Genomic DNA, 22,587 nt, shown 5'->3' with positions numbered 1-22,587 from the left:
GGATTTTTTTGTCCTTCACTGTCACAAATTTATAACACTTCAAAGGGGGCATGGAGCATGAAAGAAATATTAAATCGCAAAGAAGCCGCTAAAGCCGCAGGGGTATGCCCAAGAACGATTCTAAGAGCGATTCAAGCCCGTCAGCTTGACGCTGTTAAGCTTGGTGAGGGTAAGACCTGCTCTTACATAATAAGCCGTTCGGCTATTGCTGAGTACACCCAAAGAAGGGGGCGAAAATATTGAAAAAGTTCATCGAAGGAATCGTGTACGATGGTGCAAGAATGGTCAAAACTGAGTTCAAGGATCGTGGGGACGGACATACTGTCATCACTAGAAGTAGCATAGTCCCGAATCTTGAAAAGTTTCTTACCCTACCTGAAAACGTCAAGCGGTGCTATTACCTTGATGCAAACGAGAAGCTAGTTCTTTTTGAACTGTATTCGTGGGCTAAGGATGATGGAAAATGCCAAGTAGCAATGGACTTGGTATCATTGAAACTTGGAATTTCTGAAAGAACGGTAAGAACGTGTGTGAAGAAACTTACAGGGAAGAAGTTTGTCCAAGTTAGCAAGCAAGGCAGGGCGAATATCTATAAGTTCGACAACCTAAAGGACAACCCTTACCTAATTCTTTCTGAGGTCATCCACAATATTGTAGCCGAGTATTACTACAAGAGCGGATTACGGCAATATGAGGACTGGATTCAAGAAGTAGGCGGCGAGGGGATTCGACTATGGAGAGAAGCGGTAATAGATACCTTGGCAAAAGAAGCGAAGAAAGAGACGTTCTATGAGCCGTATGTACTGAGACTGACGGAAACCCCTGACAACTATGATACTATTGTCACTGAATTTAGTGATGAACTGTTACGGCTCATTCTCGAAAACTGCAACAGGAAGGCTACAAAGTTAGGGCTTATGTCAGAAGCTGTATAGAGGAATATAATTCCCCTTTTATTGGGGAGAAGATTGCATTTCAAAGTGGTAAACCTTTCCGCTGACGGTCTTCCATGGAGGAAAACAATTCCCCAATAAAGTGAACTCAGAGGAAAATTGTTCCTCACTATTACTTACACTTAGTAAAGCTATTACTAACACTTAAAATAGATATTAAGAACACTCACAAACACGCCGCCTGTCGGCGACGAGTTTTTCAGTCCAAGCAATAGTTGGGCAGTATTTTTATTATTGTAAGCCTGCGTATTCACTATTTCTACCCGACAATGACTAGCATCAAAAATTGATGGAGGTACGTCAAAATTTGACCCACCCCCATCAAATTTTACTTCTTCTTGGCAGGTCTCCATTTAAAGCCGCAGTTCATACAGCCGTTTACAATTTCACTTCTCCCAACGAACCCGACTAAGATACTTACAGGTAAGGACAAACTAATTGATATCCAACAAAAAATGGCGATGAAAGTTATCAAACCATCAATGCTACTTCCACCACCAATGCCACTTCCGACAATTCCATTTCTTGCATTCATTATAAAAAGATAAGCCCCAACCGTACCGACTAACACTAATATGAGAGGAAGTAATCCCATCCATCCAAGTGTTTTGAACATGTTTGCAAAGCTGTAGCCTTTCTTGTTGGCTACAATTTGCTGTGACTTACATTTGCGGCAAGTAACGGCATTGACATTTTTTGTGGTGTTGGACTGATTCCCCGCTCCCCCTGTTTGACTAACAGCAGTCCTATTTACTTGGGGATTAGCCGCCCTAGATTGACCGCTTACCGCCCTGTTAGCGTGGGCGGGCGTTGATCTATTAGGTTGATTAATTGTAGGTCTAGTAGTATGTTGTACTTCTTTTGACTCCCTCCTGATGTGTGTTTGTAGGTATGTAGAACTATTCAACAAAACTTACCAATACCCTCTATTACCGTCAGTTTAACCGACAGTATTCTTTTCGTTTTCATCCAACTTCTTTACAGCCTTCCTATTATTGATCGCACCTTTTCAAATACATGGAGCGACCACTGATAGCAAGGGAGATGATAATAATGAATGTTGAAAGAACTTTTAATGGGAACGAGTCATTCATAAGTCTACTATTGCCGTTGATTGATGCAGAGATTGACAGAATTATAGAACAGCAGGACGACTTAAAGTATAATGGTGGTAACGCCAATACATCTCATAGTGAAGGGGTTGCGTTACTATGAGATGTGCAGTATATATTCGAGTTTCGACAGACAAAGACGAACAAAAATTGTCATTGGAAAATCAGAGAAGTTTATTTTACCAGTACCTAGAAGATAGGGGTTGGGATGTATTTGATTTCTATGTTGATGTTGAGAGTGGGACTACTGACAAGAGGGAGAACTTGTCACGCTTGATAAAAGATGCAGAGACTCGAAAGTTCGATGTGATCGTTGCCAAAGAACTTTCACGGCTTGCCCGTAATGGAGGACTATCCTATAAAATTAGGGATATTGCAAGGGACAATAGCATTCATATTATCACACTAGACAATGCCATCAACACGATTGAGAGAAAAGATGAGATGTTTGGGCTATATGCTTGGATGTACGAGCAGGAATCACAGCGCACATCCACAAGAATAAAAGCCGCTCTCAGTAGCAAGGCAAAGAAGGGCGAGTTCAAAGGCTCTTTACCGCCATATGGTTACAGACTGAATAGCGGAAAGCTTGTAATCGCTGAGGATGACACCCCGAACAATGTAAAGCGTATATACCGAATGTACCTAGACGGTAAGGGGTTTGACGCAATAGCACGTACATTAACCCGTGAAGGATGTCCAACACCTGCACAGGTTGTTGGCAAGAAAAATGCGGGGTTGTATTGGCATGGTACGTCCGTGAAGAAAATTCTAAATAACCCGCATTATGTTGGAGACTTAGTTCAAGGGCGGCAGACAACGGTAAGCGTTACATCGAAAGTCCGTGAAGAAGTTCCAATGGAAAAGCAAATCGTTATTGCAAATGCCCATCAAGCCATTATCTCAAAGGAAGATTTTGAAGCTGTTCAGCATTATATGGCGGGGCGAAAGCGGCAAAAGGCAAAGCCGAAGGCTAAAAAGCACCTATTTACTAATTATCTATTTTGTGCTGACTGTGGCAAGGCTCTATGGTATGTCCAATATCGTAAAGGTTATGTATGTGGTAACTACTACAAGCACGGTAAGCACGTTTGCAGTCAGCATAGCGTTAAGGAAAAACAACTCACAAGCGTAATCATTGATGATATTCGTAACATAGCTGAGACCCTAAGTGAGAAGGAAGTCATGGGGCGGCTTGAGGTAAAGACCTTACAGGTAAGAAAGCAGGCAGACAAGCAAATACAGTCTCTACAAAGGCGCATAGAAAAGATGAAGGAACAAAAGACAGGGTTAATCAGACTGTTGGCAAGCGGGACTATTACGGAGACCGAATACAAGGAAGCAACTGAGAGTGGTAATGCTGAACTCTGTATCCTACATGACCAGTTAAAAGGCATTCAGTCTTTACAGGCAAGTAGTGGCACAGGGGAAAGTATCGTTAGATTAAAGAAGGAACTCAAGCATTTCATGAAGCTAGAAGAACTGACTACTGAGATGGTTCATCGGTTTATTGATAAGATTGAAGTTCAAGCGGATGGCTCGGTAAACATTCATTACAAGTTTACCGCCACCGCTCTTCTTACGGCTTAATTTACAGTGACCGACACTCAAGGACAGGAGGTAGTGAATTTGAACATTACAGAGTTAGGTAAAATCTTGAAAGAAATGTACGATAAAGCTCCCCACGGTCATCAGGTAGCAAATATCCATTTGTTTGGGGTCAAATATGCTTCAGTGATTCAGAGGAATCATTTAAAACCGAGTGATATTGTTGCAGCTTCTGGACTAAATCCTTCTTACGCATCTGAAGTCAGCAAAGGTATGAAATTGTCTGAATATGTAGTACCAAAGAATTAATGTTACACGATGTGAAGTGAGTTATTACAGTGACCGACACTCAAGTCATGTGGAGAGTGTGGCGGTGTCGGTTAGGGATTTGTAGCCAACAAATAAACTCATGCTATTCCTAATAAACTCGTGCTAAAAATCGAATAAAGCCTTAATAAAATCGGGGAAGGGATGAATGGAAAAAGGGGAAACCCAGATCCATCAAGCCTTTCCTCTGTTTTATTACTCTGAATAATGGTTTTCTAGTTTGATTTGATCTATTCGATTTTTTCCCCACTCATACATCATTTCAACGATTGGTAATAACGTCATTCCAAGTTCAGTCATTGAATATTCTACTTGTGGTGGAATTTCTGGAAACACTTCTCTATGAACAATTCCATCTTCTATCAGTTCACGTAATTGGTTTGATAATATTTTATGGGATATTTTCGGGAAAAGTTTTTGAAGTTGGCTGAAGCGATGTGGCCCTTCTACACCTAAATGCCACAAAATAACAACTTTCCATTTTCCGCTAATAATCGATAAGGTAAGTTCTTTTTCACAATGATAATCATGATTTATTATTCTCTCTTTGATCTCTTTTCTTAATGTATCTGACATGGGTATTAACTCCTTTTTCTATAGTGGTAACCGTTTGGTAACCTCCGCACAAAAAAGTGCGTTCTTCACAATGTAGAAATTCGTCGGTAGAATGAAGTTAGTCTTAAAGACAAATCTTTTTCTATTTTAGGCGAAAAACATTTATGAGTAAAAATGCTTTATTAATTATTCCACCAGAACGATTTTATCAAACTCACCTTACTTAATTATTAAAATGTTTTAGTATAATACACTTTTGTTTCGTCTAAAATAAAATTTTCTCATCACAAGGAGCGGAAAACATGCAAACGATTGAAGGAAAAGTGGCGTTAATTACAGGAGCAGGGCGTGGAATTGGACGTGCAACAGCAGTAGCTTTTGCAAAAGAAGGTATTCACGTAGGTCTTGTAGGACGTACCCTTGAAAATTTACAACAAGTAGCAGAGGAACTCAAACAGTATGATGTGAAGGTAGCAATTGCTGCGGCAAATGTAGCAGATTTAGACTCTATCACCACAGCGGTTGAATCCATTCGTGGCGAGCTTGGTGCAATCGATATTTTAGTAAACAACGCAGGTATTTCGAAATTCGGTGGCTTCATGGAATTAACGCCAGAAGAATGGACAAATATTATCGATGTTAACGTAAAAGGTGTGTACTACACAACACGTGCCGTATTACCTGAAATGATAGAGCGTAACACAGGCGACATTATTAATATCTCATCAACAGCTGGTCAAAAAGGTGCACCAATCACTAGTGCATACACAGCTTCTAAAGCGGCAGTTATCGGACTAAGTGAGTCATTAATGCTTGAGGTGCGTAAGAAAAATATTCGTGTTACAACACTCACGCCAAGCACGGTTGCAACAGATATGGCTGTTGAGCTGAACTTAACAGACGGCAATCCAGAAAAAGTGATGCAAGCAGAAGATTTAGCAGACTTGATGGTTGCACAGCTTAAACTTCATCCACGTGTTTTATTAAAACATGCTGGACTTTGGTCGACGAACCCTTAATAGAATTATTCGAAATATCACGACATTATTCAGATTATATTAAAGTCGTGATAGAAAAAGTCGGTTGAAAAATTGGGAGAATGAATTTTTTAAGCAGGCTACAGTGAATTCAGATTTGCGTGGTCTGAAGTATTAGTGAGTGTTAGTTATACAGGATATACAAACTATTAAATGCTATGGAGGCATGATCATAAGCATATTCTTTTAGAATAAGCTCATGATCATGCCTTTTGTTGTAACTGCTTCCTGATAAAACTATTGATTTAGCTGCATCGTTCGGCGGTAATCAAGAGGTGTCGTTCCTTCGAGCTGCTTGAACACTCTGGAGAAATAGCTTTGGCCACAAAAGCCGGATAATTGAGCGATTTCCCCAAGAGGCCGTTCGTTCTGAACCAGTAGCTCCTTAGCCATTTTTAGTCTGCATTTGATAATGTATTCTGTGACTGTGCAGCCGGTAGCGCGTTTGAACGTTCGTGAAAAATAGCTTGGGCTGACAAACACATGGTTTGCCACATCTTCGATCTTGATCGGCATATGATAGTGTTCCTCAATATAGCGAATGGCTTGCCGCATGGTATTTAGATGTATAGAGGAAGGCGTGCCGAGGGTCTCACTCCCCTTTATGTGTGTTATCGCCGCTTCCGTCATAATCTGGGTCAAGTGCGATGACGCCGTCATTTCGTATCCGGGCGGACATTCCTCGAACAGCGAAATTAATTCCATAAACAGCCGCTTGGTCGAGGACTCATCCCGAATATCAAGTACCGGGTTTTTGGCACATTCAAGCATTTGGTAATATTCGCTTGCCTGCATCCCTCCAAAACGAACCCAAATGATTTCCCACGGATCCTCCGAATCTGCATAATATTCATGCTCCTCCGTCAGGTCAAGAAAAAGCAACTGGTTCGGATTGACCGCAAACGTTCTGCCCTTCCACACGACATATCCTTTCCCGCGAATGACGAACCGAATTGAATACGGAAAAAACGTTCGATGCATACGATAATCCGGCCTGCACTCGAACCAGCCGAGATCAAGCACATAAAACAAAAAGGGCTTGATCATTTCGCTGGGGGTATTTATTAGCATTTTATAAAAATATGAATTCGTGCTCATCGTCTTCACCATCCTCATAAAAGAGTTGGATCGTTATAAAAAGGGACTGAATGGTTGAATACAACCTTTTAAAGCTTATCGTAGCATAGAGATGGTACTTAAAAAATACGAAAATAACTCAAGCTAGGAGAAAATCATATGACAACAAAACGAACTCATATTTGGCTGATTACAACTGATCAAATGCGCGCTGATGCCATAGGTGCCGAGAACGAATCGGTTCGTACCCCCGTTCTTGATAGTCTCGCGGCGGAGGGAACCGTTGTTAGCAGTGCATACTGCGCGAGTCCGGTCTGTACACCGTCTCGCGCATCTATCTTCACTGGACGTTATCCACATGCCCACGGGGCATGGAACATTGGTGTATCTCTGGATGAGAATGAGATTACGTTGTGTGATCATTTGAAGCGATCGGATTATCGCTCGGTTGGCGTCGGCAAAATGCATTTCCGACCTCAATGTAAGACGGGGTTTTCAATGGAGCCTGAGGACGTGGACATTCGTGATCGCGGCAGGGCGGCAGACGGTACCTATTACGGATTTGATGAGTATCATATTTCCGAAGACAACCTAGTGGGCGACTATTTGAGATGGCTGCGTGAACAGGATTCCGCTGTTGCCAACCGCTTCGATCTTGATCGGTACCGCTCAGAGGATGCAGAACAAGACGTATGGGAAAGCGATATGCCGGCAGAGCTTCATCAGACTTACTGGATGGCGGAGAAAAGTATCGATGTGATTCGCTCGCATGATTATGACCAACCGTTGTTCCTATGGACCAGCTTCGTCGATCCACATCATCCATTTAATCCCCCGAAGGCCTACACTGAACTATATGCCGATATTGAAATGAAGGGTCCACTTGTTCCGCAAGACGAGCTGCCGTTCCGTCCGGAGCATCTGCTTCATCAGGGAGCTCGCGGTTATTGGCCCGGAGGAGGAGAGCAGCATGATTCAGGCGAGTCTCACATTCGAAGGGTAATTCGCAATTATTATGCGATGATTACGTTTATAGATGAGCAGATTGGGCGCATTATGGATGCCTGGAAGGAAAAAGGCGTGTATGACAATGTACTCGTCGTGTTCACGAGCGACCATGGGGAGCTGCTCGGCGATCATGGACTGATGTACAAAGGGCCGTGGTTTTTTGAAGGGCTTACGCGCATCCCTATGATCATCCGTGGTCCGGGGATTGCGAAGGGACAAAGGACTGATGCACTGATGGAGCATGTCGACATAGTCCCGACTCTGCTCGACGCGATCGGGCAGGTTCGACCGTACGGCATACAAGGGGTTTCACAGTTAGGAATGCTCTCTGGTCAAAAGCAGCATATCCGGGAATCGGCAATGACAGAGTACGACGCGCATGATCGTGGTATTATGGCCAAATGTTTGCGGACCAACCGCTATAAGCTGGTAGTGTTTGCCGGTGAGACCTACGGCGAGCTGTTTGATTTGCATCTTGATCCTGAGGAAAGACGCAATCTGTATTTTGAAGAGGCAGCCAGCAGAGTGAAACAGAATTTGATGGAAATGCTCGTTCAGCGAATGATACAGGATCAAGATCCGCTGCCGGAGCGTCAAACGAATTGGTAGAGATATGGGTGCGTCATCAAACAAATAAACTCAACCACACCTAGATGGCGCAGTTGAGTTTATTTGTTGTTTGGCGGAGTTTCGTCAGCTAGGCAATTGGATATTGGGACAGCCCTACCAAATTAAACGATGCCAGCTCTTGTGTATATCAAGACATTATCCAGATTATAATAAAGTAGTGATAGAACAAGTTGAGTAAAAAATCGAGGGAATCACGGTTTTGTAGCAAGGGTTTACTAATACTGAACAAAGGGTTTTAAGTGAATGAATAGAGGAGATGGGGACGAAATAGGGACGTGAGCTATTCACGTCCCTATTTTTTATCGTGATTGAGGCTTTTCGGATACATTTCCATCCAATGAAGGTCAATGACCATGTTGCCATTAAGTTTGCCTGAGGTTGTAGTCTTGGCGTGGTCGGCTAGACATTTCCGAGCTCGTATCCGTTCTTCTAACAATAGTCTTAAATGGTGCGGTCTTTCGTCGGCAATGTACTCGGAGGGTTTATCTATGACCGCTGGGGACAAAACAATGGTACACGCGGGAATTGTCAGTTCTGCCTGCATCATCACGGCGATGGGGATCGCCTCTCAACAATCTACTGAATTGTTGAGAGGCCTTTTTACTTGAATGTTAGACCATAGACAAAGCATCAAATCCTTATAGGGGGCATGGGTCTACTTGAATTCGTGTTGTGCTAAGTTTAATCTCAAACATTTATCCTTTTTCTATAATCGCTTGGGGTTATACCCGTACTATTCTTAAATAAACGATAAAAATACGAACTACTAGTAAAACCTGTTTTTTCAGCGATATCACCAATGGTGTATTTAGAAGTCTTCAGCAGCTCTTTGGCTTTATTCAACCGCAATTCGCTTATTTTATCAGATAGAGCATTTGTAGTTAATTGTTTATATAATCGGCTCAAATAAATTGGAGACATCGAGAACTCGTCTGCAATTGAATTTAAGGACAGGTTTGAATTGCTATAATCTCGCTCAATAATTTGATGTACTTTTCTAATGAGATCTTCTTGTTTTGTACTTCGCTTCTCTTCGAGTTTTTGACTTATTTCTTCAAATATTTTGAAATACGGAGTGTTGATTTCTTCCATGGTTTCAACATGATTGGGTAGTAAGAACGTTGTATCGAATTCGGGTAATGTTAATATCGCATTGTTCTTTTTTAATGCCCTCAAGACGTTATTCACGGTAAGTGCTAAATGCGATATGACAAGTTGAACAACGGTAAAAGAATACTCTGATATTTCTCCGACTATATCGATATAGATGCTACGTGCCTTATCCACATTTCCTGACATCAAGGATTCAATGAATTGTTTTTCTTTGTGAACAGGAAACATATACTCTTTGGATTTTAAGTTCATAATGTCAACCGAAAAGAGGATGCAGCCCTGTCCTTTGAATAATCGATGGTAAGAAGCCTCAAGCACTTGCTTGTAAACTAAAATGCATTGCTCGATTGATTCCTTTACAGGACTAAAGGTAATCGAGATGGATAATTTTAAATGTTTGGTGATTGACGATTGCATAAGCTCTGCCATTTCAATCAGCGAATCTCGTTCCATGTTATAAAGCGGATCATGGAAGCCCAGCATAAGTAAAAGACTATCATCCCCCATGTCAATGGCTTCAGATTGAAAGGTCGGCGAGGCAATTTCCATACAAACGTTCATTATGCCGTATTTGAGCAATTTAATATCATCTTTGTATTTCTCGAGAACTGGGAGGTACTGATCAATCCTTACCAAAACAATCAGAGATTTACTATTAACCATAAGCCCTGAATTGAAGTATTGTAACTTTTGTTGCAACACCTCAGCATTATTCGTTTCTCTACCTAAAATCGTATTTCTAAGGAAATCCTGCTTGAGAATATGTTGATGATCACGTCTTTCTGTTTCGAGGGTTTTGAACTTGCGTATGACTTTGTCAATCGGGCGATATACACCATGGGATAAAGTTAACGAAATCAACAATCCTAAGAGAAGAATGCCAATACAGATAATGAGTATTCGATACCTCATTCCGCTTATTTCTTGAGTGATATTGCTATAAGGGGTAATGCGAACATATCTCCAGCCTAATGAATCGGGTGAAGTATACGTTATTAAAGATTTAACTCCATCTACGGTATCCACAAAATATGTAGAGTTTGAAGGATCCTGAATAATTTTCTGTATATAGGTTTTATCAGACATATCCGTTAGCATCGCATGCATGTCATTACTGGAGTACAATATTCCATCCTGATTAATGATAAACGTGTTCTTCTCCGATAGCTCTTTCGCTGATTGATCTAATCGCTGGTCTAACCATGATGCTGAGATATTGACAACGACTGCTGTATTTAAATCGTTATTATCATCAATGATGCTATAACATAAGTAAGTGTAGCTTGATACTGGAGTATTCTGGGCCGAACCGATGTTATAGGTTCTGGGGATTGGTTGGAAGGGACGATGTTCTTTGAATTTCTTAAAAAGGTCTAGAATTCCATCATCATCAAGTTCGGACTTCGGTTGAATTCCACTTCTTGCATTATTGGAACTAATATAGAACTGATTGGATTTCGCATTATATACATAAATGGATTCAATGAATGGTAAGGATGCGCGATAGTTATCAAGTTGTTGCTGTGCAAAAATGACATCATAGATATTTAAGTCCGCATAATACAACAACTTAGATACCGCAGAATCAGAGTAAATCTGGGAGGACAGTGAAGTAACAATCTCTGTCATACTAGATAATTCTGTTTTAATTTGATTCAGACTATTAGAATCGGAACGATAAACTTGTTTAAGTGCGTTGTTAATGAAGTTCATATATAGAATAGTTGAAGTTATCAAAAGTGTAATAATAACACATCCGATAGAGCCTAAGAGTATTCGACTATAAACTTTTTTATGCTCACTAGACCGTTGTTTCACCATTTATGAAACCCCTTTCATTTATGGTTAGAGTATACCTGATCAGTTGTTTGCTTTCAATTGAATTCACGCTCGAATAATCAAGATTAGAGGATAATATTGAAAAAATTCACAAAAGTACATAAAATTCACACATTGAAAGTGCCGAGATTACAGCAATTTGCGGCATTGTCCAGTATATTATGGAACTCGCTTCCTCTATGATTTGGATGTAATGATTCTCGAGTGATTCTATTCAGGAGGTGGTCAGATTTGTTAAAGAAGAAAGGTTTTTTATATGAATTAAATAAGAATAAAATCATGTTTTTTATGATAGCACCGACACTGCTTTTTTTCTTAATTAATTCTTATTTTCCAATGGTCGGCATCTATTATGCATTCACGAGTTATGATTTTGCAGGTGGTTTATTTGGAAGTCCGTTCGTAGGATTAGACAATTTTAAATTTTTAACTCAATCTGGAATTTTGTTGAGGCTGACAATCAATACGCTTGGATACAATGTGGTGTTTATCATATTAGGTAACGTGATATCTATAGGGGCAGCAATCCTATTAAGTGAAGTCCGAGGTAAGTTATTTAAAAAATTATCACAATCCATCATGTTTCTACCCTATTTCGTTTCGTTTGTTCTGATTAGTGTGTTAGCGTTTAACATGTTTAATGCTGATTCCGGTTTCGTTAATCAGGTACTAACATCGTTCCGATTTGATCCAGTAGACATATACAATACACCATGGCTCTGGCCAATTCTGATTACAGCATTTTATATATGGAAAAATCTTGGTTATTCTATGGTCATTTATCTTGCCTCCATCATGGGAATCAGCGATGAGTATTACGAAGCTGCCAAAATCGATGGTGCAAATATTTTTCATCGAATCTGGCATATTACCGTACCTATGCTGAAGCCAACATTTATCATTCTGCTCTTATTTGCACTCGGAAGCATTATGAAAGGTCAATTCGATCTGTTCTATCAGCTTGTCGGGAACAACGGAATGCTCTTCAACGTGACGGATATTATCGATACTTACGTTTATCGATCTTTGAAAGTTAATTTTGATATTGGTATGGCAACTGCTGCTGGCTTGTATCAGTCTATCTTCGGATTTGTATTGATTATGACAGTGAATTATATCATCAAGAAAATTAATGAAGATTACGCATTGTTCTGAAATAGAGAGGAGGGATTACATTGGATGACAACATTCTAAGTTCTAGAGTTTTCCGCATGATGGCTTACCTGATCATTACGGTTTTTTCTTTGCTCTGTCTCTTTCCTTTCATTCTGATCATTTCAGGCTCATTTACAGCCAATGAATCCATTATTCGCGACGGTTTTCACTTGATTCCTAAAGAGTTTTCGCTGGAAGGCTATCAAATGGTGTTTACCTTTCCAACTCAGCTAATTAAGGCTTATGGTGTTACGATTTTTGTAACTGTGGTTGGAACGCTATTGGGATTGTTTCTTATTACGATGGCAGGTTATGTTCTGCAGAGGAAAGATTTCAAGTATCGCAATCAATTGTCCTTCTATATTTATTTCACAACGCTGTTTGGAGGGGGGCTCGTGCCCTGGTATATCATGCTGACCAAATACTTTGGGCTGGCAGACACCTATGCCGTACTGATATTGCCGGGTCTTATGACACCTTTTCTCATTATTTTAATGAAAAACTTTATCAAATCTGCGATTCCGGAAGAATTATTCGAATCAGCCAAAATCGATGGCGCGAACGATTTTAGGATTTACTACAGTGTCGTGCTGAAGCTTGCTATGCCTGGAATTGCGACTGTCGGTCTGTTCCTTGCTCTGACGTACTGGAACGACTGGTTCATGTCTTCCTTGTTCATTAATGACGCTAGCATGTATCAGCTTCAATACTACTTGTATAACACGGTTAATACCATGATGTTCGTTTCTCAAATGGCCACTGGAACAGGGGTATCCCTAGGGCGCGAAATTCCGACAGAGTCGACCAAGATGGCAATGGCGATCGTCGTAACAGGACCAATTATTTTCTTGTATCCGTTCGTGCAGCGATATTTTGTGAAGGGATTAACGATTGGTGCAGTGAAGGGTTAGTATCGAAAGCAAACGCAAGAAACTCGTATGCGATCGGCTGACATATAGCAACTAATAAGGAGGATTTACATGAAAAAGGGGAAAAAGGTCGTCTCATCAGTCTTAACCTTGTTATTCTTATTCACAATGGTCATGACTGGATGCAGTAGCACTGCGAAGGAAACGGGGGCAACACCACAAGCAACAGACAAGAACAATCCTGATAGTACGTCATCTCCAGAACCGCAGAAGCCAGTTGGAATCGACACATCCAAGAAAGTGGAGCTTCAGTTCTATATGCTGGGCGATGCCCCAAAGGATTTAAAGGTCATTCAGGATGAAGTTAACAAAATGGCATTAGAAGATTTGAATGCAACCGTCAAATTCAACTTCACAACCTGGACTGACTGGGATCAGAAGTATAAGCTTCTGTTGTCCTCAGGGCAGCCGATTGACCTGATCTTTACGGCAGAATGGACAAATTACCAGTCCTATGCGATGAAAGGGGCTTTCCTTCCTCTAGATGATCTCCTACCGAAGGCTGCACCTAAGCTACAAGAATATGTACCGCAGGATTTCTGGGAAGCAGTTAAGGTTGACAAGAAAATTTACACAGTTCCAGCGATCTGGAAAGAGTATGTAAATGATGGTATTGCCTATCGGGAAGATTTGCGTAAAAAGTATAATTTGCCTAAGCCGGAATCACTCGAAACTCTAGAGCAGTATTTGGATGGCATACGCAAGAATGAACCTGATATGCTGCCTCTGGCGGATACTGAGGTTGGTCATGTAGATTCCGTCCGTCAAATGACAACTAAAACTGTGAATACCAACGATAAAGTTCCATATGGACTTAACATCATGTATGACACTCCAAGAGACGTAACTAGCTATTGGGGCTCTCCGCAGCATTTGAAAGATTTAAAAATGTTCAGGAGTTGGCAAGAAAAAGGGTTCTTTATGAAGAATATGCTGAACATTAAAGATAGTGGTAGTGATATATTTGCCAGCGGTAAAGCCGCAGCAATTTTAGGATCTGAGAATCCAAACCGCTTTGGTGATGCTGTTGTCAAAGTGAAATCACTGCACCCGGATTGGGAGCTAGGTTATACCCCATACCCAAATATAAAAGGATTCTCTTCACCCGTTCACCCGATTCATAATGGCTTTGCAATTCCACGCAGCAGCAAAAATCCAGAGAGAGCGCTTGCTTTCTATGAGAAATTGGTCACGGATAAACGCTACAATTGGCTGACGCAATACGGTATCGAAGGCAAAAATTTTGAAATCGAGGATGGGAAATATTACAAAATGCTTGGTGATGCCCAATCAAACGGCTTCACAAGAGAAGGTATGAATGGATGGGCATGGAGAAATCCAGAGTTCATGTTGTTTGATAAGAGCTATCAAGCTGTGCTAGACATGTTCGATGAAATGGATAAGATAGCAAAGCCGAATATTTTCCAAGGCTTCGGAGAGGATTGGACATCTTATCAAGCAGAGAAGGCTGCCCTTCTACAAGTTGAAAAGCAATACTTATACCCTTTGAATGATGGTATGGTTGAGGATGTTGAAGCCGGCTTGAAGTTATTCATGGAAAAGGCCAAAAAAGCTGGTCTCGATAAAATTCAAGCGGAATACACGAAGCAGTGGATACAGTATTTGGATGATGCAAACATTAAGTGAGCCAGTTTAGAATATTACTCAGAGAGAACAACAGGACTAACGTCCTGTTGTTCTCTACTACAAGGGTGGAATGTTTATGAAGGTTCTTTTTCATGGAACGGCTGCATTTGAAGGAATTCCCTCGCTATTCTGTCATTGCGAGACTTGCAAGCAAGCCAAAGTACTTGGTGGGAAGAATATTCGTACACGCACTTCGGTCTTGATTGATGAAGTACTTAAGATTGATTTTCCGGCGGACACCTTATATCATTCCATTCGTGATTCTGTAGATATGGATAAGGTTCGTGATTTATTGTTTACACATTCACATTCCGATCATTTGTATCCTGAAGATTTATTGATTCGGGCGTTTGGTTATGCCCAGTTTATGGAGGAAGAAGAACTCCATCTGTATGGCCACGACTTGCCAATTAAGAACTGCAGTCAATTGCTTGCCACAGAATTCCATCGATTTCAATTCCACAACTTAAAGCCATTTGAAACGATACAAACGCAAACAGCTACAATTACCCCATTGCTTGCTAACCATGATCCTAAAGAAACTTGCTTATTGTATTATATAGAAAAGGGTGGCAAAACCATTTTCTATGGTCACGACAGTGGTTGGTTTCCTGAACAGACTTGGAACTGGTTGAAAGGGAAGAAACTAGATCTTGCCATTCTGGAATGTACGACGGGGAATGCCGAACAATGTGACGGTCATATGAATGTCAAGGATACACTAAAAACACGGGATTGGTTAGTAGAGAATCATGTTATGCAAGCAGAAGGACGAATCGTAGTCACTCATTTCTCTCATAATGCTCATCTGTTGCACGAAGATTTGGTTCGAATTTTTGAGCCGAACGGTATCACAGTAGCATTTGATGGGATGCAACTGTACGTATGAGTTAGCTCATAAGTAAAATGAGGATAGTTCTATGATTTTAATGGCAGTCTTATTAGTTTTATTTTGTGGGATCATACATGCGGGTCAAAGCATAAAAAGTCCTGTTACGAGTCGAACGAAACTCAGGTATCCACTCCTGTTTTTCTTCGGCTTTTTTCTTGAACTTGGGGAAGATATGAAAAATATCGCCTGAAGAGGACCTTGTGTGAAGAAAAATGATTAAAGCTAGGTTATACTTTAAAATGATGATTTAATACCTTTAATTCGAATGTCCACATATATTCCAACCCTGTTAGGAACGGGTGGCTTAGTCTATTAATTATGTATTAAAGAAATAGAAATATTTTCGTTATTCATTTTGAATGAGCATTTGAAGATGTACCTATTAATGAAAGGATTGAATTTAAGTATGGCAGATAATTTTTGGAATGATTTACCTAAACCGTTTTTCGTACTTGCTCCAATGGAAGATGTAACGGATGTAGTATTCCGTCATGTTGTAGCTAAAGCAGGCAGACCCGATGTATTTTTCACTGAGTTCACAAACGCAGAGAGCTATTGTCATCCAGAAGGAATGAAAAGTGTTCGTGGACGCTTACTGTTTACTGAAGATGAACAGCCCATGGTTGCACATATATGGGGAGATAACCCTGAGAATTTCCGCCGAATGAGTATGGGCTTAGCGGAGATGGGCTTTAAAGGGATTGATATTAACATGGGCTGCCCGGTCCCGAATGTCGCACAAAGAGGGAAAGGTAGTGGTCTCATTCTTCGTCCAGATCTTGCGGCAGAACTTATTCAAGCGGCAAAAGCGGGCGGACTCCCTGTAAGTGTGAAAACACGCCTTGGCTTTACGGAAGTAGAGGAGTGGAGAGAATGGTTAACCCATATTTTAAAGCAAGATATCGCGAACCTTTCCATTCATTTGCGTACAAGAAAAGAAATGAGTCAGGTCGATGCACACTTTGAGCTCATTCCGGAAATTAAGGAATTACGTGACCAAATTGCGCCAAATACATTACTTACCATTAACGGCGATATTCTTGACCGTCAAATGGGGTTAGAGCTTGCCACAAAATATGGTGTGGATGGCGTGATGATTGGGCGTGGTATTTTTAAAAATCCGTTTGCCTTTGAAAAAGAACCGAAAGAGCATAGTAGTAAGGAGCACCTTGATCTCCTACGATTGCAGCTTGATCTGCATGATCAATATATAGAAGCATTGCCTCGTTCTGTTGCAGCGCTTCATCGCTTCTTCAAAATATATGTCAAAGGATTCCGAGGAGCAGGCGAATTAAGAAATCAATTGATGAACACCAAATCAACGGATGAAGTACGTGTATTGCTTGATCATTTTGAAATAAATCATGTTGAGTTTGATAATTAGTGTTTAGAGTCCATATTTTACTCAAACAGAAGTATAAAAACCCGAACTTTTCTAAGTTCGGGTTTTTGTTTATATAGTTCACCTTTAAAAAATGATATTAGCTATATGGTAAGCTTAGATACTTGGTATAGCTTTTAGCTATAACTAGATATTACTTTTAAGTGTTATGTGGATCTTATTCCTCCATGCTAGAATCAAAGCATTACATAAAGAGATGTGCTAACTGAGGAGGATTTTTTATGTGCAATAGATTTCAAATCGTAGGTAGCCTGCTGCGTCCGACAGATTTATTAGAATATAAACATCAAATTGAACATCGTGATGATATCAGTTATCCCTTTTATCAGGATTTTCAAGGGTATGAGCAGTGTGAATCGGATGCGATTCAGGCTGTAGTCGATAAAGAAATTAAAAATGATTTGTCCATTCTTACGGATGGAGAATATTCCAAATCAATGTGGCATCTGGACTTTGTCTGGGGCTTCCAAGGAATTAGCCGCTATATAGCGGATCATGGATATTTTTTTAGAGATACCGATGGAACTTCAAAATATGAGACTCGAAAAGATATTGGTTTGCGCATTACAGGTGAATTGAGTGGAGAAAACCATCATTTTATTCCTGTATATAAAAAACTTCAAGCCCTTGCTGGCGACCGTGAAACAAAGCTGTGCGTACCTTCTCCATCCCATATTTTTGGTGAGTTATCATGGTCAGATAACATTGGTGGCAAAGATGCAGTTTATAAGGATAAACAAGAGCTTAAAAACGGTCTTGTTAAGGCTTATAAAGAATTTGTCCGGGAATTTGCTGCTGCTGGAGGGGAAATCCTTCAATTCGACGATTGCTTATGGGAGCTGTTTGCAGATGATAACCCGAACTCTCCATATACTGGCGAGAGTATCAATCAAGAGGAAGTACAGGCTCTAGCTACCGAATTTATTGACATTAACAATACAGTCATTGATTATGGTCATAGCTTAGGCTTGAAAATGTGGACTCATAACTGTCGTGGTAACTATGATTCCCGTAATATGGGCGGTGGCTCCTATGCCAAAATTGCGAATCTGTTCTTGAAGCAGCTTAAATATGATCGCTTTTTCCTTGAATGGGATGATGATCGTGCAGGCTCACTCGAGGCGCTTGCGGTTTTCAAAGATAAGCCTGAAACGGAAATTGTACTTGGATTGTTGTCTTCTAAAACCAATACCCTTGACGACGAGACTCGTGTCGTTAGAATGCTTGATGAAGCATCGAAAATTATTGATAAGGATAGATTGTTACTTTCTCATCAATGCGGGTTTGCGTCCTGTGATGGTGGCAATGAACTCACGGAAGATGAACAGTGGGCGAAAATTAATCAAGGACAACGTATTGCAGCGCAATATTGGGGTTAGTCCTATTAAACTAAGTTAAAGAGGGAAGTAGATTCTCTCACGCAGACTGTCGATGGTATATATCGGCAGTCTTTTTCAATGAACAAAAATCTGTACTTATCATAGGGAGTTTAGAGGTCATTGATAACATTACCGTGTTCAAGATTGCCCTACCCGTAAGTCTAATAAGCAGCCGAGCCCAAATTAGAAGCAAAAAAGCCGCCATATAGGCGACTTCGATTGTGACTATGTTTTTGTCCTGCCATAAAAGATGACTCTAGGCTGTTTAATTCCCGATTTCCAACATACTTTACGTCATAATGATAGTTATCGAGCGATCACTTCAAGTACATCCCCGCTTCCATCATCAATAATACGTATATTTTTGTCATCAATGAGACTAATGGTGCCGTCCGATTGTAAGATTTCATGTGACTCGATTAGCCCGTGAGCTACAGATTTGCGAATCATCCCTTGATTCTTGAATACCAACGTATAAAGGTCGTAGTCTCCAGTTTTTCGATTCTTATAATTAATTGTTACAATAGTTAGATTTTTGGGAGTCCGATTAAAGTTTAAGGTGAGTTCGTGAGTATTTACATTAATATCTTTTATGCCTAGCGGTATTGTATTCTTTTTACCCGTAAATGCATTCGTAATCTCAAGATCTCCTTTTGCTGCCTGAATCATATAGTTGTATCCCCTCATACTGCCATGAAAAGAATCCGTATAATTCTTCAGTCCCGTCACGGTCACCTTTCCCGTCTTGGCGTCCCGACTAGCTACTTCTCCGTCCAAAGCAGATGCGAGAAATCTAATCGGTACATAGAGGTTGCTAATATACCACACGGGTTCTTTGCCCATATCCACTTCTTGACCATCAACTTCGGCAATGCTGCTTCCCATGTGGACAACAATGTGTTTGGTATCTCTCTTCAGAAATGCCGTATTGTCATTTTCCATCCCCCAGCTCAGACCTGCCCCGATGCCTAACGAAAATAAACTTCCGTAAGTTACTCCGTCCTTATGTAGTGTCTCAATACGGGTGATCCGGCCGTCGTCCCACCCAATTTCTAGCTCCACATATTTGGAAGCCGCATCAGATGTTTGAGCTCCCAATGGAAAAAGCACGGATATTATAAACATAATGACAACCACATTTTTCCAATACTTTATTTTCATTGTACAATCACCTGCTTATTGTATATTTTAAACGCTACTATAGTAACGCTCATATCTTAAAAAAGTTGCTGGCGCAATAAAATCATTAACTAATAAACCCGTACTGAAAATTAAATAAAGTTGTGATAGAATCGTGGGAAGGCCTGAATGGAAGATACAAAGTGATTTAATTTAAAAAACTGTCTTATCATACAAAAAGAAAGCAAAGAAAGTCTGACAGCCGCAAATACGGTGATTAGGTATTGAGAAATAGGAGGATTACATGTCCTGGAGTAAATTGAAGAAAGAGCTGGAGAGTTTTCTCTGTCCTGCGTTAATTGGAAGAGTCGAATACCGCGCAACAAGTTACCGTTATTTACTTGATAAATCAGGGATTTGTTATATTGCCGTAGATAAAAAGAACGTACTCAATATGAGTGATATAAATAACTCGATCAGATGGTATCAAACGGAGCAGGAAATTAAGAATGATCCAAATATCCAAATTCCGATCAGTAATGAAGAAATTGAAGCCGTTAGAAAAGATACTAAGGGGACAGTTCCAGAGGATCGTCTCATTGTAATTGCAAGAAGTAGAAAAATATCCGTACTTGCTAAGGAGCTTTTGACAGCCCAGGCATCATTAAGTAAATCTAATTTTGTCGTTGTTGCTACTAAGTTTTTATCTACTTCAATAGAAGAAAGCCTAGAGAGTAATGATATTTTACTGAATATTCTAGCCTTAGTGGACAGACGAGTTGGAAAAAAACGAATATTAAACATGGCCGAAAAGATGAAGTTAAAGCATCCCATTGTGCAGTATTTTTATGAATTACGGCTGAGTACATTATGAAAATAAATAACTTTCATTGAAAGAATATGTAAGACCAGATAAACCGTTAAAAATAGAGTGTCGGCAATCTAACGTCGATACTCTATTTTCTGCGTTTATGGGCAACACTTCTATAGAAATATGAAAGATATACTTTGCAAAATGGGCCTGTACTAAATTTGCCTCAAGCTCGTTAACTTTTTGGGGTGTATTTTTTTTATAATAATATATAGGAGCAATAAACGTAGGTGAAGTGAAAACTCGGATGATTATTGATTAGCATTTTTGAAAGCTTATGGATTCTCCTCAACAATAAAATAGCTTAAAGCAGAATAGGTATGGAGGCGTCATATATGAAACCAATTACAGAAGTTGCAGCCAGGCTGGGCCTTGCGCCAGATCAGCTTGAGCTTTACGGGAAATGGAAAGCGAAACTATCCGAGGATGTATGGGAATCCGTCTCGAAGCAGCCAGACGGAAAGCTTATCCTCGTCACCGCGATGAATCCGACGCCAGCAGGGGAAGGCAAGACACTCACAACGATCGGACTTACGCAAGGATTGAATCGGATTGGACGGAAGGCGGCCGCTGCGCTGCGCGAGCCATCGCTCGGACCGTGCATGGGCATGAAGGGCGGCGCCACAGGCAGTGGCAAAGCCCAGATTGTGCCTGCCGAGGATATTAATCTGCACTTTACGGGTGATATCCATGCGATTACATCAGCTCATAATCTGCTCGCGGCACTCATTGATAACCATATTTTCCAAGGCAATACTTTGCGTCTTGACCCGGTACGTATTGTATGGAAACGGGCGCTCGATATGAATGATCGGCCGCTGCGCCAGATCGTAATCGGTATCGGCGACAACAACGGCACCGTGCGCGAAGACGGCTTCCTTATTACGACTGCTTCGGAAGTGATGGCGGTGCTCTGTTTAGCAGAAAATATGGACGATTTAAGGGAGCGGCTTGGCCGGATCGTCGTGGCGTATGACATGGACAAGCGGCCAGTTACAGCGGGTGAGCTTCGGGCGGTGGACGCGATGTGCGCTCTGCTGAAGGATGCAATCCATCCGAATCTAGTGCAGACACTTGAAGGTGATCCGGTATTCGTTCACGGCGGACCGTTTGCCAATATTGCCCACGGGTGCAGCAGCATACGTGCAACCCGTCATGCTCTCAAATTGGCCGATTACGTCGTGACGGAAGCGGGATTTGGCGCTGATCTGGGCGCGGAAAAATTCATGAACATCAAGTGTCGTCAGGGAAACCTGCATCCAGCGGCTACGGTCATCGTCGCGACCGTGCGTGCCTTAAAATATAATGGTGGCGTACCGAAGCAGGAGCTCTTGACGGAGAATGCCGAGGCGATACATTCTGGATTCGCCAACTTACGGCGCCATGTGGAGAACATGCGCACCTTCGGCGTGCCGGTCATCGTCGCTATTAACCGCTTCGCAGCGGATACGGAGGCAGAGCTGGCGCAGGTTGCCGCTCTTTGCGCAGAGCTTGGTGTGAAGGCGATTGTCTCGGATGCTTGGGAGCGTGGCGGTGAAGGCTGCCGCGAGTTGGCGCAAGAAGTGGCAGAGCTAGCCGACGGAACGGCAGAGGATACGTTTGAGTTGCTCTATCCGGATGACATGCCACTTACAGAGAAGATTGAGACGGTCGTTACGCGCATCTATCGCGGAGCCGGAGTCAAATACCGCCCGGCTGCGAGGCGAGCATTAGAGGAACTGGAGCGGCTTGGCGTACGCGATCTTCCCGTCTGTATGGCGAAGACGCCCTATTCGTTTACAGATCGTCCTGCCGTGCTCGGGGCGCCGGAGCAGTTCACGATTGAAGTGCAGGATGTCCGCTGGTCGGCCGGCGCAGGATTCGTTGTTGTGCTGACAGGGCAGGTGGTCACGATGCCAGGATTACCTGCGGAACCGGCGGCGTGGCGCATAAGACTTGATGAATCGGGACATATCGGAGGCCTGAGCTGATAGGGGGAGGACGGCAGTCCTTCG

Annotated in this window: 18 protein-coding genes; 14 read left to right on the top strand and 4 right to left on the bottom strand. The window is 41.5% G+C overall.

Going from position 1 to position 22,587, the window contains the following annotated elements; all coding sequences use genetic code 11:
* Positions 1 to 57 precede the first annotated feature (57 nt).
* The 4 genes from KFT32_RS15245 to KFT32_RS15230 all read left to right on the top strand — a co-directional run bounded on the left by KFT32_RS15245 (position 58) and on the right by KFT32_RS15230 (position 3,922).
* The gene (locus KFT32_RS15245; protein ID WP_211748085.1) at positions 58 to 243 is read left to right on the top strand and encodes a helix-turn-helix domain-containing protein; all 186 of its coding nucleotides are present in this window, start codon (positions 58 to 60) and stop codon (positions 241 to 243) included.
* Positions 240 to 935, top strand: coding sequence for a hypothetical protein (locus tag KFT32_RS15240; RefSeq protein WP_211748084.1), 696 nt, complete (start codon positions 240 to 242; stop codon positions 933 to 935). Before KFT32_RS15245 ends, KFT32_RS15240 begins: the two co-directional genes overlap by 4 nt.
* Positions 936 to 2,164: 1,229 nt before the next feature.
* Positions 2,165 to 3,655: a recombinase family protein gene (locus KFT32_RS15235; protein WP_211748083.1), complete on the top strand. Its 1,491-nt coding sequence runs from the start codon at positions 2,165 to 2,167 to the stop codon at positions 3,653 to 3,655.
* Between the two features lie 39 nt (positions 3,656 to 3,694).
* Positions 3,695 to 3,922 (top strand): HTH-like domain-containing protein, encoded by a 228-nt coding sequence (locus KFT32_RS15230; protein ID WP_211748082.1) that lies wholly within the window; start codon positions 3,695 to 3,697, stop codon positions 3,920 to 3,922.
* Between the two features lie 213 nt (positions 3,923 to 4,135).
* Here KFT32_RS15230 and KFT32_RS15225 read toward each other — a convergent pair whose 3' ends face one another.
* The gene (locus KFT32_RS15225; RefSeq protein ID WP_211748081.1) at positions 4,136 to 4,516 is read right to left on the bottom strand and encodes a winged helix-turn-helix transcriptional regulator; all 381 of its coding nucleotides are present in this window, start codon (positions 4,514 to 4,516) and stop codon (positions 4,136 to 4,138) included.
* A 281-nt stretch (positions 4,517 to 4,797) separates the two neighbouring features.
* Between KFT32_RS15225 and KFT32_RS15220 the strand changes: the two genes are divergently transcribed.
* Positions 4,798 to 5,514, top strand: coding sequence for a 3-ketoacyl-ACP reductase (locus tag KFT32_RS15220; protein ID WP_211748080.1), 717 nt, complete (start codon positions 4,798 to 4,800; stop codon positions 5,512 to 5,514).
* A gap of 255 nt (positions 5,515 to 5,769) precedes the next feature.
* Here the strand turns inward: KFT32_RS15220 and KFT32_RS15215 are convergent, their stop codons facing one another.
* Entirely contained in the window at positions 5,770 to 6,630 is an 861-nt protein-coding gene (locus KFT32_RS15215) for an AraC family transcriptional regulator (RefSeq protein ID WP_211748079.1), read from the bottom strand.
* Between the two features lie 138 nt (positions 6,631 to 6,768).
* Here KFT32_RS15215 and KFT32_RS15210 point away from each other — a divergent pair, with 138 nt between their 5' ends.
* Positions 6,769 to 8,226, top strand: coding sequence for a sulfatase family protein (locus tag KFT32_RS15210; protein WP_211748078.1), 1,458 nt, complete (start codon positions 6,769 to 6,771; stop codon positions 8,224 to 8,226).
* A 708-nt stretch (positions 8,227 to 8,934) separates the two neighbouring features.
* Here the strand turns inward: KFT32_RS15210 and KFT32_RS15205 are convergent.
* Positions 8,935 to 11,181, bottom strand: a complete 2,247-nt coding sequence (locus KFT32_RS15205; protein ID WP_211748077.1) for an AraC family transcriptional regulator — start codon at positions 11,179 to 11,181, stop codon at positions 8,935 to 8,937.
* A gap of 297 nt (positions 11,182 to 11,478) precedes the next feature.
* Between KFT32_RS15205 and KFT32_RS15200 the strand changes: the two genes are divergently transcribed.
* From KFT32_RS15200 to KFT32_RS15175, 6 genes are all read left to right on the top strand, one after another.
* Complete coding sequence (locus tag KFT32_RS15200; RefSeq protein WP_211748137.1) at positions 11,479 to 12,354, top strand: ABC transporter permease; 876 nt, start codon at positions 11,479 to 11,481, stop codon at positions 12,352 to 12,354.
* A 56-nt stretch (positions 12,355 to 12,410) separates the two neighbouring features.
* Positions 12,411 to 13,265, top strand: a complete 855-nt coding sequence (locus tag KFT32_RS15195) for a carbohydrate ABC transporter permease (protein WP_249435913.1) — start codon at positions 12,411 to 12,413, stop codon at positions 13,263 to 13,265.
* Between the two features lie 69 nt (positions 13,266 to 13,334).
* Complete coding sequence (locus KFT32_RS15190; protein ID WP_211748076.1) at positions 13,335 to 14,930, top strand: extracellular solute-binding protein; 1,596 nt, start codon at positions 13,335 to 13,337, stop codon at positions 14,928 to 14,930.
* A 76-nt stretch (positions 14,931 to 15,006) separates the two neighbouring features.
* Positions 15,007 to 15,819: an MBL fold metallo-hydrolase gene (locus KFT32_RS15185; protein ID WP_211748075.1), complete on the top strand. Its 813-nt coding sequence runs from the start codon at positions 15,007 to 15,009 to the stop codon at positions 15,817 to 15,819.
* Positions 15,820 to 16,228: 409 nt separating this feature from the next.
* A complete protein-coding gene (locus KFT32_RS15180; protein WP_211748074.1) occupies positions 16,229 to 17,206 on the top strand; it encodes a tRNA dihydrouridine synthase in 978 nt (325 codons plus the stop codon).
* Positions 17,207 to 17,445: 239 nt separating this feature from the next.
* The gene (locus KFT32_RS15175; RefSeq protein WP_211748073.1) at positions 17,446 to 18,603 is read left to right on the top strand and encodes a cobalamin-independent methionine synthase II family protein; all 1,158 of its coding nucleotides are present in this window, start codon (positions 17,446 to 17,448) and stop codon (positions 18,601 to 18,603) included.
* 306 nt (positions 18,604 to 18,909) lie between these two features.
* On the opposite strand, the gene KFT32_RS15170 is transcribed toward KFT32_RS15175, so the two are convergent.
* Positions 18,910 to 19,764, bottom strand: coding sequence for a copper amine oxidase N-terminal domain-containing protein (locus KFT32_RS15170; protein WP_211748072.1), 855 nt, complete (start codon positions 19,762 to 19,764; stop codon positions 18,910 to 18,912).
* Between the two features lie 262 nt (positions 19,765 to 20,026).
* On the opposite strand from KFT32_RS15170, the gene KFT32_RS15165 reads away from it, so the two are divergent.
* Both KFT32_RS15165 and KFT32_RS15160 read left to right on the top strand, forming a co-directional pair.
* Positions 20,027 to 20,596 (top strand): SF0329 family protein, encoded by a 570-nt coding sequence (locus KFT32_RS15165; protein WP_211748071.1) that lies wholly within the window; start codon positions 20,027 to 20,029, stop codon positions 20,594 to 20,596.
* A 332-nt stretch (positions 20,597 to 20,928) separates the two neighbouring features.
* Entirely contained in the window at positions 20,929 to 22,563 is a 1,635-nt protein-coding gene (locus KFT32_RS15160; RefSeq protein ID WP_211748070.1) for a formate--tetrahydrofolate ligase, read from the top strand.
* Positions 22,564 to 22,587: the final 24 nt, after the last annotated feature.

Origin of the sequence: Paenibacillus sp. Marseille-Q4541 (genome assembly GCF_018310695.1) — a bacterium.
Lineage (GTDB): Bacteria > Bacillota > Bacilli > Paenibacillales > Paenibacillaceae > Paenibacillus.
This window is presented reverse-complemented; position numbering and strand designations above follow the sequence as displayed.